This window comes from Azohydromonas sediminis (genome assembly GCF_003574675.1).
In the GTDB taxonomy this organism is placed as follows: domain Bacteria; phylum Pseudomonadota; class Gammaproteobacteria; order Burkholderiales; family Burkholderiaceae_C; genus Calidifontimicrobium; species Calidifontimicrobium sediminis.
On sequence record NZ_QOAZ01000050.1, the window covers coordinates 1 to 14030 of the forward strand.

14 protein-coding genes are annotated in these 14030 nt (G+C 72.3%); 4 read left to right on the top strand and 10 right to left on the bottom strand.

What is annotated here, in order from left to right:
- The first annotated feature begins 676 nt into the window (after positions 1–676).
- Positions 677–1558 (top strand): alpha/beta fold hydrolase, encoded by an 882-nt coding sequence (locus DRV96_RS16725; protein ID WP_119293274.1) that lies wholly within the window; start codon positions 677–679, stop codon positions 1556–1558.
- 2 nt (positions 1559–1560) lie between these two features.
- Here DRV96_RS16725 and DRV96_RS16730 read toward each other — a convergent pair whose 3' ends face one another.
- Positions 1561–2607 (bottom strand): AraC family transcriptional regulator, encoded by a 1047-nt coding sequence (locus DRV96_RS16730; protein WP_162911119.1) that lies wholly within the window; start codon positions 2605–2607, stop codon positions 1561–1563.
- Between the two features lie 34 nt (positions 2608–2641).
- Between DRV96_RS16730 and DRV96_RS18210 the strand changes: the two genes are divergently transcribed.
- On the top strand, positions 2642–3049 hold the full coding sequence (locus DRV96_RS18210; protein WP_162911120.1) for a hypothetical protein: 408 nt from the start codon (positions 2642–2644) through the stop codon (positions 3047–3049).
- A gap of 268 nt (positions 3050–3317) precedes the next feature.
- On the top strand, positions 3318–3632 hold the full coding sequence (locus DRV96_RS16735; RefSeq protein ID WP_119293277.1) for a cupin domain-containing protein: 315 nt from the start codon (positions 3318–3320) through the stop codon (positions 3630–3632).
- A gap of 109 nt (positions 3633–3741) precedes the next feature.
- Here the strand turns inward: DRV96_RS16735 and DRV96_RS18460 are convergent, their stop codons facing one another.
- Complete coding sequence (locus DRV96_RS18460) at positions 3742–5373, bottom strand: DUF6544 family protein (RefSeq protein ID WP_210757088.1); 1632 nt, start codon at positions 5371–5373, stop codon at positions 3742–3744.
- Here DRV96_RS18460 and DRV96_RS18465 point away from each other — a divergent pair.
- Positions 5318–5653 (top strand): hypothetical protein, encoded by a 336-nt coding sequence (locus DRV96_RS18465; protein WP_210757089.1) that lies wholly within the window; start codon positions 5318–5320, stop codon positions 5651–5653. The genes DRV96_RS18460 and DRV96_RS18465 overlap by 56 nt on opposite strands.
- Before the next feature lie 87 nt (positions 5654–5740).
- Here the strand turns inward: DRV96_RS18465 and DRV96_RS16750 are convergent, their stop codons facing one another.
- From DRV96_RS16750 to DRV96_RS16785, 8 genes are all read right to left on the bottom strand, one after another.
- Positions 5741–6577, bottom strand: coding sequence for a shikimate dehydrogenase family protein (locus DRV96_RS16750; RefSeq protein ID WP_119293281.1), 837 nt, complete (start codon positions 6575–6577; stop codon positions 5741–5743).
- Between the two features lie 22 nt (positions 6578–6599).
- On the bottom strand, positions 6600–7667 hold the full coding sequence (locus DRV96_RS16755) for a Gfo/Idh/MocA family protein (protein WP_235823454.1): 1068 nt from the start codon (positions 7665–7667) through the stop codon (positions 6600–6602).
- The gene (locus DRV96_RS16760; protein ID WP_119293294.1) at positions 7667–8365 is read right to left on the bottom strand and encodes an ABC transporter ATP-binding protein; all 699 of its coding nucleotides are present in this window, start codon (positions 8363–8365) and stop codon (positions 7667–7669) included. The genes DRV96_RS16755 and DRV96_RS16760 overlap by 1 nt, the downstream gene beginning before the upstream one ends.
- Before the next feature lie 56 nt (positions 8366–8421).
- Positions 8422–9168 carry an ABC transporter ATP-binding protein gene (locus DRV96_RS16765; RefSeq protein ID WP_119293285.1) on the bottom strand — a complete coding sequence of 249 codons (747 nt, stop codon included), beginning with the start codon at positions 9166–9168 and terminating at the stop codon, positions 8422–8424.
- The gene (locus tag DRV96_RS16770; RefSeq protein ID WP_119293287.1) at positions 9165–10142 is read right to left on the bottom strand and encodes a branched-chain amino acid ABC transporter permease; all 978 of its coding nucleotides are present in this window, start codon (positions 10140–10142) and stop codon (positions 9165–9167) included. The genes DRV96_RS16765 and DRV96_RS16770 overlap by 4 nt, the downstream gene beginning before the upstream one ends.
- A gap of 16 nt (positions 10143–10158) precedes the next feature.
- Positions 10159–11034, bottom strand: coding sequence for a branched-chain amino acid ABC transporter permease (locus DRV96_RS16775; RefSeq protein ID WP_119293290.1), 876 nt, complete (start codon positions 11032–11034; stop codon positions 10159–10161).
- 72 nt (positions 11035–11106) lie between these two features.
- Positions 11107–12258, bottom strand: coding sequence for an ABC transporter substrate-binding protein (locus DRV96_RS16780; RefSeq protein ID WP_119293292.1), 1152 nt, complete (start codon positions 12256–12258; stop codon positions 11107–11109).
- A gap of 200 nt (positions 12259–12458) precedes the next feature.
- Positions 12459–13472 carry a ribonuclease Z gene (locus tag DRV96_RS16785; protein ID WP_119293296.1) on the bottom strand — a complete coding sequence of 338 codons (1014 nt, stop codon included), beginning with the start codon at positions 13470–13472 and terminating at the stop codon, positions 12459–12461.
- Between the last annotated feature and the right edge of the window lie 558 nt (positions 13473–14030).

Here is a 14030-nt window from a genome sequence, read left to right on the forward strand (position 1 = left end):
CGCCGCACCCTCGTCCCAGCGCACGTGCATGCGCCCGCCCAGCGTGTCCACCACCTGCGGCGCGCCGGCCGCCACTTCGGCCGCCAGGGCCACCTCGCGCATGCGTTGTTTGCTCTCACCCATCGGGTGAGTGTGCCAAGACCCGTCAAAGCCGCGCCAGTGCTCGCTTAGCGCGCGATGACGGACGGTGAACTGCTGGATTCAGGGTCAACCGTCGATCGCAGGTCGTCGTCGGGGTGCACGCGTCGCTGCGCCGCGCGTTCGAGGACAAGGCGCAGGCCGACACCTGCGCCGCACGACTGCGGCCACGACCCCGTGGCGGCGCCGCAGGTGCGCATCGACGCCGGGGAATCCACCGGCCGGCCGGTGCGCCTATGCGGCAAGGACTTGCCCGAGCGGACGACGACGTTTGCCCGCAAGGTCGACGCTGAGCAGTAGGCCAGGGAGCGGGAACGCGAGATCGCCCGGCCCTCGTTCGTCGATCACCGCCAGGCCGAGCCTCACACGCTGGGCGACTTGCTGCAGCGCTTCAGCACGGGCCCCTGGAACGGTGCGCCTCGACGCGCCGAACCTTGCGCTGGCTTCCAAAGTCAATCGCTTGGCGCCCGTGGTCATCGTCAAGGGCGATTGCATCGGGAAGACTCCCGCGTGCGATGTTCATGACGGAGATCGTCCCATGTCAACTGCCAGTCGACTCGCCTTGGCCGCCCACGACGCGGCAGGGGCGCTGCAACCCACCCCGTGTACGCAGACCCGCTACCTGAAGCTGCCGCATGGTCAGCTCGCCTACGACGACACCGGCGGTTCGGGGCCGCTGGTGTTGGCCATTCCTGGCATGGGTGACCTGCGCAGCGAATACCGGGCGCTGCGGCCGCTGCTGTGGCGTGCCGGCTACCGCGTCGTCACGATGGATATTCGCGGCCACGGTCAGACCTCGGCCTGGTGGGACGACTATTCGGCCTGTGCCGTCGGGCACGATGCGCTGACGCTGATCGCGCACCTGCGAGCGGGTCCGGCCGTGATCCTGGGCAACTCGTTTGCGGCCGGTTCGGCGCTGTGGGCCGCACACGACGCGCCGCAGCAGGTCTGCGGCGTGGTCCTGCTCGGGCCGGTGGTGCGCGACGGCCAGCCGCCGTGGTGGGCGCGGGCGGCGGTCGCTGTCGGCTTTGCCGGCCCCTGGCGCGTGGCGTTCTGGCTGGCGTTCTGGGAGAGCCTGTTCCCTGCGCGCAAGCCGGCCGACCACGCGGTGGCCCGCGCCGCGCTGGCGGCCAATCTGCGCGAGCCGGGGCGCATGGCGGCGCTGCGCACGATGATCGGCATCTCCAAGGCCGACACCGAGGCCATCGTCGCACGCAGCCGGGTGCCCGCGCTCGTCGTGATGGGCACGCGTGACCCCGACTTTCCCGACCCGATAGCCGAGGCGAACTGGCTTGGTGGGCAACTGGGCACCCGCCCCGTGCTGATCGAGGGGGCAGGGCACTATCCCCATCTGGAAATGCCCGAGCACGTCGCGCCCGCGCTGCTGGCGTTCCTGGCCCGCGCGGCAGGGCGTCGATGAGGTCAAGGCGGTGGTGGCGCCACGGCCCGGGCCGTCTGCGGATCGGCCGCCCCGTGGTGCCGCCGCAGGTTCCGCGCGGTGGTGCCCGTCCAGCGCCGGAAGGCACGGTGGAAGGCACTGGGTTCCGAGAAGCCCAGCAGGTAGGCCACTTCGCCCAACGACAGGCGGGTGTCGGTGACGTAGCGACGCGCCAAGTCGTGCCGCACGTCGTCGAGCAGCTGTGCAAAGCCGAAGCCCTCGTCGTGCAGGCGCCGTTGCAGGCTGCGCTCGCTCACCCCCAGCCGGCGGGCCACCGCGGTCAACGACGCCCGTTCGCCGGCCAAGCCATCGAGCAGGTGGCACCGCACCCGCGTCGACCAGGACGGCGTCTCCTCGCCGCGCTCGGCCAGCAGCCGTTCGGCGTGCGCGGTCACGATGCGCGACAGCTCCGGCTCGGCCGCAGGCACGCGACGCCGCAGCAGGTCGGCCTCCAGCATCAGGCAGGACCGCGGCGCTGCGAAGCGGGGTGCGACGCCGAAGAGGGCGCGGTGCTGCGCGTCGCACGCCGGGGCGCAGTGCGCGAACTCGACGGCGGCTGCCTGCACCGGGACGGTGCCGATCTGCGACGCCACCACGACCAGCGAGGCCAGCGTGAACTCGACCGCATGGCGGCTGGGCGGGTCCACGACCGACTCGAAGCGATGCACGATCCGCACCCGACCGACCTCGGGCTGAATGTCGAACGTGGCCACGTCATGCACCAGGCGGTTGTAGCGTGCCAGCCGCTGCAGCGCCGAGCCCAGGTCCGGAGCCGTGCGCACCGCATAGTCCAGCACCTGGAACATACCCGGGCGGATGGCCAGGGCGGCATGCAGCCCGAAGCAGGCGTCGCCGCTGCGGCGCGCCGCCTCGTCCCACAAGCGCGTTTCCACCGCCAGCGGCATGCGTGCATCCGCATCATCGAGCCAGTGCGGATCGAAGCCCGTGGCCGCCATGAGCTCGCTAGCCGCCACGCCGCGCGCCTCCGCCATGCCCAGGATCATCGCGCCGATGCGGGCGGACACCGTCACCAGAGTGCGTCGAGGCGCGGCGGGAAAGCGGACCATGCTTGACGACGATGGGTTGAACGACTCCGGCACGGCCGACCGACCCGCCGGCGGGTTCATGCGCTGGCGGCACGGCCTGCGCGACGCCTTCACGGCCGGTCACGGCGCCGAGGTGCCCCGTGGCACACCCCGCGCCTGCCACAGCTCGGGTGACTGCATCGCTGTCCGCGCGACGGAGCATACGACGCCGGCGGTTGTGGCCCGACCATTCATCGACGCTCTGGAATCTGCCGGTGGTCGTGCGCCGACGCCAGCGGCCGACATCGCGTTGCTGGCGTTCAAGGCTCGCCGCGTCGGGCTGCGGCGCGACGTCGCCCAAGCATCGGCGACGCGGCCGGCCACCTGCGCGGTCGAGGCGTGCCCGCATTTCGACGCCACAGGCACCTGGCATCACGGCGATGCATGAAGGCGCAGCGGGCCGCTGCCGCCGTGCCGGTGAGCTTCGGGCACCGGGGCACGTCGCCGGGGCACTGCCGCTGGCACACGGTTCGCCATCCCCCAACGGCGTCGCCGCCGTGGACGAGCCGTGTCCCGTCGGGCATACAGTCGCACGGTCCGCCGCCCCTCACGGTCGGCCTCGCCGTGCACGTCGACGGCGGCCGGGTCCGACCCACGAGAACGCCCGGCCGCCGCGACGATGCGCGTGCCGACGACCCCCGCCACGAAAGACTCCCATGCCCACCATCGTCCGCCCCCGCGACTTCGCCGCCGAGCGCGCCTGGGGCGCCCTCGACATCGCCCACCTCGACGGCATCACGGTGCGCCTGCACTGGACCGATGCGCCTTACCGATGGCACGTCAACGACGGCGCGGAGGTGTTCGCCGTGCTCGATGGCCGCGTCGAAATGCGATGGCGCGAAGGCGGCCAGGAGCACCGTGCCCTGCTGGAGACGGGCGACGTCTTCTTTGCCGACGTCGGCTGCGAGCACGTGGCCCACCCGCAGGGGCCGGCTCGCATCCTGGTCGTGGAGCGGGCGGGGTCGGTGTGAGCGTCGCGGCGAGAGGCGCCACGACGCCGCAGCCGGCTTGCGAGACCGAGACCGGGCGGGATCCCGGCGGCTGCGGCGTGAGGCCTTCCGACGGGCTCCAGCTGCCGTGCTATCGGCGCTGGTCGGAAGCGCCGAGCATGCGAATCGCTTGCACCCTGGCGCGGAAGAACGGGAAGTAGTCGTCGGTGCCGAAGTGGTTGCCGCCGTCGACGCGGAACGGCAGGCGGTAGCCGTCGACCTCGCGGAAGTCGTCCACCGTGCCGCCGAAGGGCTGGAGGCGGTAGACCTTGTCGGGGTTCGCGTTGGTCCAGCGCGGGATGACGACCGAGCGCAGGCGCCCGCTCGCGTCGACGCGGATGTCCACCGTCTGCGTCAGCGCGCCGCGGCGCATCGTCGCGCGCGCGGTGTCGCCGTCGACGGCTTCCCAGGTCACGCCTTGGTCGGGCAGCAGCGCCGCCGGGCTCCAGAACACGGCTTCGGCGGCGACGCGGCCGAAGGCCGAGCGCAGGTGGTCCGCGTCGCCGCCGGCACGCACGACGGGCAACCACCCGAGCAGCCAGAACCGCACCCACGATCGATCGTCGACCATGCCGTCCGAGCCCGCCATCCGCATCAAGCCGCTGCCGGCCTCGACGCGCCAGACGAAGCCCTCGGGCGCGGCGAGGATCTGGCGCGCCGTCATCGGCTGGTAGCCGGGCGCGTCGCGGGTGCCCAGGCCGATCTCACCACCCATCTCGATCTGCGCGACGCGCGCCAGTGGCGCACCGGGCGCGATCGCGAAGCGGAAGAAGCGCCGCGCCGGCTCCGGCAGCGCGTCGACGCTGCGCGGGTCGAACTTTGCGGGGCCGACGCGCGGCGTCGCGGCCAGGCGCTGCCAGGCGGCGTCGTCGGCCCGCGTGTCGGACGCGCGCCACAGGGACAGCCCCAACGCGAGCAACAGCAGCACCCCTGCCGCTGCAGCCGCGATCTTGATCAGCATGTTCGACTCCGCGCTTGGCCGGCCGGCAGGATGCGTGCGACGCACGCCGCGCCGACGGCGATCGTAGCGGCGTCGCCGTTCCCCGCGCTGACAGACGCCTGGCACGGCGCGCGCTTTCAGCAGCCGCTTTGAGCGGCGACAAGTCCCCGGTGGCCGAGCGCGCCTACAAAGCGGGCTGCACCGGGCATCGCGCTGCCCGACCTGAGCGACATCGAAGGGAGCGGGCCGATGAACCGAAGGCAATTCAACACCGCGTTGCCGGCCCTCGTCGGCGCGTCGCCGCTGCTGGCCGGCTGCGACAGCGGCCGGTCGCTGTACGAATCTGCGGCCGCACAGGTGTGGCGCATCGGCACGCTGCAGGGGCTCGAGGCCGCCGCGCTGCACACCGAGCTGGTGCGCTACGCGACGCTGGCCCCGTCGAGCCACAACACGCAGTGCTGGAAGTTCAGGCTCGACGACGGCGCGATCACGATCCTGCCCGACTTCGCGCGGCGCTGCCCCGCGGTGGACCCCGACGACCACCACCTGTTCGTCTCGCTCGGCTGTGCCGCCGAGAACCTGGTCATCGCGGCGGCGGCGCTCGGCCTGCGCGCCGAGCCGAGCTTCGACGCGGCGAGCGACAGCGTGCGCATCGCGCTCGAGCCTGCGCCCGCTGTCGCTCGCCTCGTCGGGCAACCCGGTCGTGCCGGCCTGGCTCGGCGGGCTGATGTTCGGCCTGTTCTTCACGCCGAAGGCCGAGAACGACAAGTACGCGACGTTCATGCGCAGCTCGGCCGGCGTGGCGGTGTTCATCGGCGCGGCCGACGACAAGGCGCACTGGGTCGAGGTCGGCCGAGCGTGCGAGCGCTTCTTGCTGCAGGCCACAACGATGGGCGTGCGCTGCGCCTTCGTCAACCAGCCGGTGGAGGTGGCGGCGCTGCGCCCGCAGTTCGCGTCGTTCCTCGGCCTCGGCGCGCAGCGGCCGGACCTCGTGCTGCGCTTCGGGCGCGGACCCAAGCTGCCGCCGTCGCTGCGCCGGCCGGTGCAGGCGGTGATCGTCTGACCGCGGTGCGGGCCTGGGCCGGCGGTCAGGAAAGCGCTTGCGCACGCAGGTCAGGACACGACCCGCTGCGCGGCGCAGGCGCGCCGGTCAGTCGTCGAGCCGTGCGCACGCGCGCAGCACGTCGGGCGTCGCCGATGGCAGGCCGAAGAACTCGAGGTAGGCCGGGATCTGCTCGAACAGCATGTCGGTGCCGACCTGGAAACGGCAGCCGCGGCGCTGCGCGGCGCGCAGCAGCGGCGTCATCGTCTCGCTCATCACGACTTCGCCGACGAAGGTGGTGGCGTCGAGCCGCGCCACGTCGAGCGGCAGCGGGTCACCGGGCTGCATGCCCAGCGGCGTCGCGTTGACGACGAGGTCGAAGCCGTGCGGGTCGTTCGAGCCGGTGCGCACGTCCAGCGCCGGGTGATGCGCGCGCAGCCGCGCGGCGAGCGCGTCGGCGCGCGCGGCGTCGATGTCGACCAGGGCCAGCCGCGCGACGCCGGCCGCGGCGAGCGACGCGGCGATCGCCGAGCCGACACCGCCGGCGCCCACGACGAGTGCGCTGGCGCCGGCGACGGCGACGCGCTGGCGGCGCAGCCCGCGCACGAAGCCTTCACCGTCGAACAGGTCGCCGACGAGCCGGCCGCCGGCGTCGCGGCGCACCGCGTTGCAGGCGCCGGCCACGCGCACGGCCGTCGATACCTCGTCGAGCAGCGGCACGACGGCCGCCTTGTGCGGCATCGTGATCAGCGCACCGCGCAGGTTGTCGAGCCGGGCCAGCGCGCGCAGCAGCGGCTCGAGGTCGCCGGCGCGGCAGGCCATCGGCACGACCACGGCGTCGGCGCCGACCTGTTCGAACCACGGGTTGTAGATCAGCGGCGCCTTGAACGCGTGCGTCGGGTGGCCGATGTGCGCGATCAGTTCGGTGCGGCCGCTGATGCGCATGCGCGGGTCTCCGCCGCGATGCTCAGCCGGCCGCGACGTCGACGCTGCCACCGCTGCGCGCGGCCAGCGCGACCGCCTCGGTGACGCGCAGGTTCGCGACGGCGTCGGCCACGCTCACGCGCGGCGCCGCCTCGCCGCGCACGACGGCGGCGAAGTGCGCCATCTGCCGCAGCACCGGGTCGGCGCGCTCGACGGCCACGACGCGGGTCTCGAACGGCTCGAACCACGAACGGTCCTCGCGGCGCGCGTAGCGGCGCAGCCGCATCGTCGGCACCGTGAGGCTGCCGTCGGTGCCGGCGACGACGTAGCAGTCCTCGTCGTCGCAGCGCGCGTAGGCCGGGTTCTCGCCGCTGGTCTGCTCCCAGCTGCGCGGGCACGCGGCGGTGTCGCTGAGCACGAAGCTGCCAAGCGCGCCGCTGGCGAAGCGCAGGCCGATCGCGACGGTGTCCTCGACCTCGAAGCCGCGCACCGCGTTCGACGCGAACGCCTGCACCGCGACGATCTCGCCGGCGAGCAGCCGCAGGTTGTGCACGTCGTGGATCAGGTTCAGCAGGATCGGCCCGCCGCCGGGCTCGCGCCGCCATGGCCCGTCGTCGAAGTAGCGGTCGGGCTTGCAGAACAGCGCGCTGCCGGTCACGACGACGAGGCGGCCGAGCGCGCCGGAGCGCACGACCTCGACGGCACGCTCGATGATCGGGCTGTGCTCGCGGTGGTGGCCCACCAGCACGCGCGCCCCGGGTGCCTGCGCCGCGCGCAGCAGCGGCGCCGCCTCGGCGACGCGGGTCGCCACCGGCTTCTCGACGAGCACCGCGACGCCGGCGTCGAGGCACTGCAGCGCCTGCGCGACGTGCAGCGTGTTCGGCGTCGCGAGCACGACGCCGTCGGGGCGGCCGCGCGCGAGCAGTTCGTCGAGCGACGCAAACCACGGCACCCCGAGCTGCGCCGCGACCGCGGCGGCGTCGGGCGCCGGGTCGGCCAGCGCCGACAGCACCGCGCCCGGCGTCGAACGCACCGCGGCGGCGTGCACGCGGCCCATCACGCCCGCGCCGGCCACCGCGATGCGCACCGTGCCCATGGCTGTGCCCGGCATCAGCGGCCCGCGGCGGCTGCCGCGTCGGCGGCCCCGGCACCGCCGAGGAACAGCGTCTCGAGCTGCGGGTCGGCGAGCAGCTCGTCGGCCGGGCGGTGCAGCACCTGGCGGCCCGACTCGAGCGCGATCGCCTCGTCGGCCATCTTCAGCGCCGTCTTGACGTTCTGCTCGACCATCAGGATCGTCGTGCCGCGCGCGGCGAGCTCGCGCAGCACGCGGAACACGTCGGCCACGACGAGCGGCGACAGCCCGATCGACGGCTCGTCGATCAGCAGCACCCGCGGCCGCAGCAGCAGCGCGCGGCCGACCTCGAGCTGCTTTTGCTCGCCGCCCGACAGTGTCGACGCCGCGCTGTGCAGGCGCTCGCGCACACGCGGGAACAGCTCGAGCACCTCGGGAATGCGCTCGTGCGTGGCTTTCATGCCGATCGTGATGCCGCCGAGCTCGAGGTTCTCCCATACCGTCAGCTGCGGGAACAGGTTGCGCCCCTGGGGGACGAAGGCCACCCCGTGCTCGGTGAGCATGCGCCGTGGCGGCGCGCCGGTGATGTCGCGCCCGTCGAGGCGGATGCGCCCCTCGCGCACCTTCAGCAAGCCGAACAGCGTCTTCAGCACCGTGCTCTTGCCCGCGCCGTTGGGACCGATCAGCAGCGTCACGGCACCGCGGCGCGCCCGCAGGCTCAGTCGGTTCAGGATCATGAACTCGCCGTAGCCGGCGACGACCCCGTCGAACTCGATCGCCGCGTCGGACACCGTCAGTACCCCAGGTAGGCGTCGAGCACGGCCTTGTCAGCGCGGATCTCGGCCGGCGTGCCGACCGCGAGCACCCGGCCCTCGACCATCACCATCACGCGGTGGCAAAGCGCCATCACGAAGTCCATGTTGTGCTCGATGACGACGAAGCTGCCGCGCCGCGTCGCGTTGAGTTCCTGCAGCAGCGTGCGGATGCCGCCGACCAGGCTCGGGTTGACGCCGGCGCACGGCTCGTCGAGCAGCACCAGCGCCGGCTCGCTCATGAACGCCATCGCGATGTCGACCAGCTTCTGCTGCCCGTAGCTGAGCTCGCCGGCGCGCAGGTGCGCGACGTGGCGCAGGCGGAACTGCTCGATCAGCGCGTCGGCCTTCGCGCCCAGGCCCGAGTCGCCGGGCGCGAACAGGCGGCTCCACATCGTGCCGCGGTGTTCCTGCGCGGCGACGAGCAGGTTGTCGCGCACCGTCATCTTCGGGAACACCTGCAGCGTCTGGAACGTGCGGCCGACGCCGCGGCGGTTCAGCGCCACCGCGTCGAGCCCGGTGATGTCCTCGCCGTGCAGTTCGATGCGCCCGGCATCCGGCGCGATCTGGCCGAGCACGCTGTTGAACATCGTCGTCTTGCCCGAGCCGTTGGGGCCGATGACGCCGAAGATTTCGCCGGGCATCACGTCGAAGTCGACGCCGTCGACGGCGCGGATCGCGCCGTACGACTTGCGCAGGCCGCGCACGCTGAGCACCGGCCGCGTCATTGCGCTGCTCCGGGGCCGCGCGCCTGCGCAGCAGCGGCTTCGCGCGCGTGGCGGCGCTCGCGCAGCCGCTCGGGGATCGACAGCAGCCCGTCGGGCAGCCAGCGCACCAGCACGATCACCGCGATGCCGAACACGAACAGGTACCACGCCTGCGCGAAGCGCAGCCACTCGGGCAGCAGCACGCCGACCGCTGCGCCGAGCAGCGGGCCGAAGAAACGCCCGGCGCCACCGACGACGACCATCAGGTACATCATGATCGACGCGCCGACCGTGAACGGTGCCGGTTCGATGAACTCCACCAGCGGCGCGTACAGCGCGCCCGCGACGCCGGCGTACGCCGCGCCGATCGCGAACGACAGCAGCGTGTACGCGCGCACGTCGACGCCGAGGCTCTCGGCGCGGATCGGGTTGTCGCGCAGCGCGGTGAAGGCCTTGCCCCACGGCGAGTCGAGCAGCCGCCACAGCAGCGCGCCCGTCACGATCGCGACGGCGAGCACGAAGTAGTAGTACGCGAGGTTGCGCTGCAGCTCCAGCCTGAACAGGCTCGGCCGCGCGATGTTGTTGATGCCGAACGTGCCGCCGGTCAGCCACTCCTCGTTGCGCATCACCAGCCACACCGCGGTGTTGAAGCCCAGCGTCGCGAACGCGAGGTAGATCGTCTGCACGCGCAGTGCCGGAAAGCCCAGCGCGAGGCCGACGACGAAGCAGAGCACGACGGCCGCCGGCAGCCCGATCCAGAAGCTCACGCCGGCCTTCAGCAGGATCGCGACCGTGTACGCGCCGATGCCGAAGAATGCCGCGTGCCCGAGCGACTTCTGCCCGGCGTAGCCCACCGTCAGGTTCAGCCCCATCGTCGCGATCACGAACACCAGCCAGTAGCTGAGCAGGTAGACGCCGTAGTTCTTCAGCCACGGCGGCACCGCGAGCAGCACCGCCAGCACGAGCAGGCTGCCGACGACGTGGCTGCGCTTCATCGCGGGCACGGGCCGGTCAGACCTTGCGCTCGACCTTGCGGCCGAGTAGCCCCTGCGGCCGCAACAGGATCACCGCCATGAACAGCACCAGTGCCACCGCGTCCTTGTACGCCGGCGAGACGTAGGCCGCGGCGAGGTTCTCCGAGACGCCGACGACGATGCCGCCGAGCAGCGCGCCGCGCGAGTTGTTGAACCCGCCGATGATCGCGGCGAAGAATGCCTTGGCGCCGAGGCTCTCGCCCATGTCGAACTTCGCGAGGTACGTCGGCGTGACGAGCAGCGCCCCGGCGCAGGCCAGCACGGCGTTGATCGCGAAGGTGTAGAGGATCATCCGCGGCACGTCGATGCCGAGCACGGTCGCGCTCTCGGCGTTCTGCGCGACCGCTTGCATCGCGCGGCCGGTGACGGTGCGCGCGAGGAAGGCCTGCGTGGCCAGCACCAGCGCGAGCGCGACGGCCAGCGTGCCGAGGTCGGCCAGCGAGACGGTGAGGCCGCCGAGCGTGAACAGCTCGGTGCCGAACGGCGACGGGAACGGGTGCGCCTCGGCGCTGTAGCCGGCGCGCACGCCGTTGCGCGCGGCGATTGCGAGTCCGATCGTCGCGACGACGATGGGCATCAACCCGAAGCGCAGCAGCGGGTCGGCAATGCCGCGCTTGAACGCCCAGCCGAGCACGACGACGGCGACGACACAGGTCAGCGCGAACGCCAGCGGCAGCGGTGCGCCGAGCGCGCCGAAGCCGAGCATCGCGAAGGCCGGCAGCATCACGAACTCGCCCTGCGCGAAGTTGATCGTGCCGCTGGCCTGCCACAGCAGCGTGAAGCCCAGCGCGGCCAGAGCGTAGATGCTCCCGGTGGACATGCCCGAGAGCAGCAGTTGCACGAAGTCGGTCATCGGCGTCGGTGCGGCGCGCGACGCCGGCCGGACCCGGGCGCGCGCGCCGGGCCGGCGGCGTCGGGCCGGCGGCTACTTCCTGGCCAGTGCCGGCAGCACTTCCTTGACGATCTGGCGGCCGTCGCGGACCTCGACGAGGAAGCTCTCGCGGTCGAGGTCGCCGTTGGCGTCGATCGAGACGTCCATCAGCACGCCGGGCTCCTTCGCCGCGGTGACCGTCATCCCGTGCAACGCCTTCGCGACGGCCTTGCGGTCGAGCTTCCCAACCTTCTCGATCGCGTGCTTGAGCAGGTACACGCCGGTGTAGCCCTTGATGCCGTTGTGGTCCGAGATGTACTTGTACTCGCGGTAGAAGTTGGCCTTGAACTTGAGCATCAGCGGGTTGGGTGCGTCGACCGTCAGGCCGACGTGCGCGATCGCGCCGTTGGCCGCGTCGCCGGCGAGGTCGATCACCTTCTGCCCGGTCAGCGTCGTCTCGCCGACGATCGGTTTGTCCCAGCCTTGCTTGCGCAGCTCGCGCAGCGCACGTGCCGACTCTTCCTCGTTGAGGTAGACGAACAGCGCGTCGGGGTTGGCCTGCTTGGCGCGCAGCACCGGCGCCGAGAAGTCGACCTGCGCCTGGTCGGTCGAGATGTCGGCGACGACGCGCACGCCGTTGGCCTGCAGCGCCTGCGTGATCGAGTCGCGGCCGCCCTTGCCGAAGTCATTGTTGACGAACATCACCGCGACCGTCTTCGCCTTCAGGCCGTTGGCGATGTAGCGCGCCACCTTCGGCATCGCCGTGTCCTGCGTGAAGCTGGTGCGGAAGATGTACGGGTTGCCCTGCTTGGTGATCGCCGCGGCCTCGCCGCCAGTGAAGTTGGGCACCTCGGCGCGGCGCGTCTCGGCCATGCTGACCATGATCGAGCCGGAGAACACCGGCCCGAACACCGCGAACACGTCGTCGTCGACGGCCTTGGCCGCCAGCCCCTTGGCCACGCCGGGGTTGGTCTGCGTGTCGGAGATCGTGTGCTGGATCCTGCGGCCGAGGATGCCGCCGGCGGCGTTGATCTCCTTGACCGCCATCTCGACGCCGTTCCTGAAGTTGGTGCCGGCGGTCGCGCCGGCGCCGGACAGCTCGTACAGACCGGCGATCTTGATCACGTTCTGCGCCTGCGCGGGCAGCCACGAGGCACAGGCTGCGGCAGCGGCAGTGGCGATCAGGCAACGGCGGTTCAGGGTCATCGGCAGGCTCCTCCGGTTGTTGGCGGCCGCGGCACGTGGCAGCGCCGGTGCGCGGCGGTGTTGCGGGGCGCAATGATGGCGCAATGTGCGCGTGGTTCGCGCGCGGCTCGGGGTTTGTCAGGAGGCGGCCGCGCGCCCCGGCGCCGGACGCCAGCGCCGAGCGGGCGCTCTGCTGTTGCGGCTGCCCCGCACTGACGCGCTCACGTCGCGTGTCGCCAGGCCGCGATCACTTCGCGTTGCAGCGCTTCGGGGTGGTCCGTGTAGCGGGGCGAGAAGTGGAAGGGCACCACGTCGTGCGCGCCGACGGCGCGTGCGATCTCGCCGGCCTGGCGGGCGGTCAGGTGGTGCTTGCGCTGCGCGTGCGCGAGATCGGCGTGCAGGAAGACGGCCTCGATGTAGAGGCGGTCGACGCCGCCGAGCAGCGCCTTCAGCCGCTCGACGTTGGCCTCGGTGTGGCGCAGGTCGGTGACGTAGCCGATGCGCTGCCCCGGCGCGACGGCGAGCACGACGTCGCGCAGCGCGCCCAGCGGGCGCGTCGTGCGGTGGGCGCCGCGGGCGTCGCGCCACTCGATGTCGATCGGCGTGTCGTCGCTGGCACCGGCCAGCACGGCCTGCTTGAGGCCGCGCAGCCAGACCCCGGTGGACAGGCCCAGCGCGTCGAGCCGGTCCTTCGCGAGCTTCACGCGGGCCTTCTCCTCGATCACGAACGCCAGGCACGGGATGCCGTGGTCGACGAAACCGCCGCGCACGCGCAACAGCGCCGTGTCGAGCAGCACGTCGTCGGTCCAGCGGAAGGCCTGCGTGCTGTCGCGGGCGAACGCGCGGCGGCTCGAGAAGCGTGCGCGCTCGCCGCTGCCGTCGGGTGCGACGGCGAGCACGTCGAGCACGAGTTCGACCTCGTAGCGGTGCACGACGTTCCACGCGTAGGCGCGCAGCTTGTGTTCGACCTGGTCGACGAACCGAGGTCCCCCGACCAGCGCCAGCTGCGCCTTGCGCCCGAGGACGACGCGCAGCAGGTGGTCGAAGCCGGCGAAGTGGTCCATGTGCGTGTGACTGACGAAGGCGTGGGACACACGCAGCAGCTTGCGCGGCGGCAACGCGCGCAGGTCGCCGAGGTCGAACAGCAGCGCCCGCCGCTCGTCGCGGCAGTCGACGAACAGTCCCGGGTCGCCGAAGGGATCGTTGACGAGGTGGGGGTCGAACAGCAGGCGCATGGCAGCGGTCGCGCGCATCGGCGGCGTGCGCGCGATTCTGCGCGCGCCTCCCCGAGCGCCGATTTCGGCCGGTGGCCGAGGCACCTCTGCGGCCGCGAGGCGCTGCGCCGCGAACCTCTGGCGTCGACGGACGTTGCGCAGATCTGAGGCGGGGGGCGTCGGCGTCACCGGTGCCCCGCCGTCGACCCCAGCAGCGACTTGCCGATGGCAGCGGTCACGGCGGGCGCTGACGGGGTGGATTCGTGCGCCGTGAAGGGTGGAGCCGTGCGTCGCCGCGCTGCCGCTGTTCGGCGTGCGCTTGGGGCAACAGGCGGCCGACACGACGCACTCGCGCGAGAGGTGTACCGGCTCGACGGCGCCAACCGCAGCCTCCTGTTCCGGCGCGCGTCAAGGTAGTTGTCGCCTCGTTCATGCAGCCAGTGGCTGCGTATCGACGCACCCCGAGCGTGCCTTGACGACGGCATCGCGTTCAGGGTTCAGAGTCACCGCAGCGATGGGCGTCCAGTTGCGCGTGACGCCCGACCAGCGGCGCGGGTGGCGCTCGCGAGCCTGCAGGTA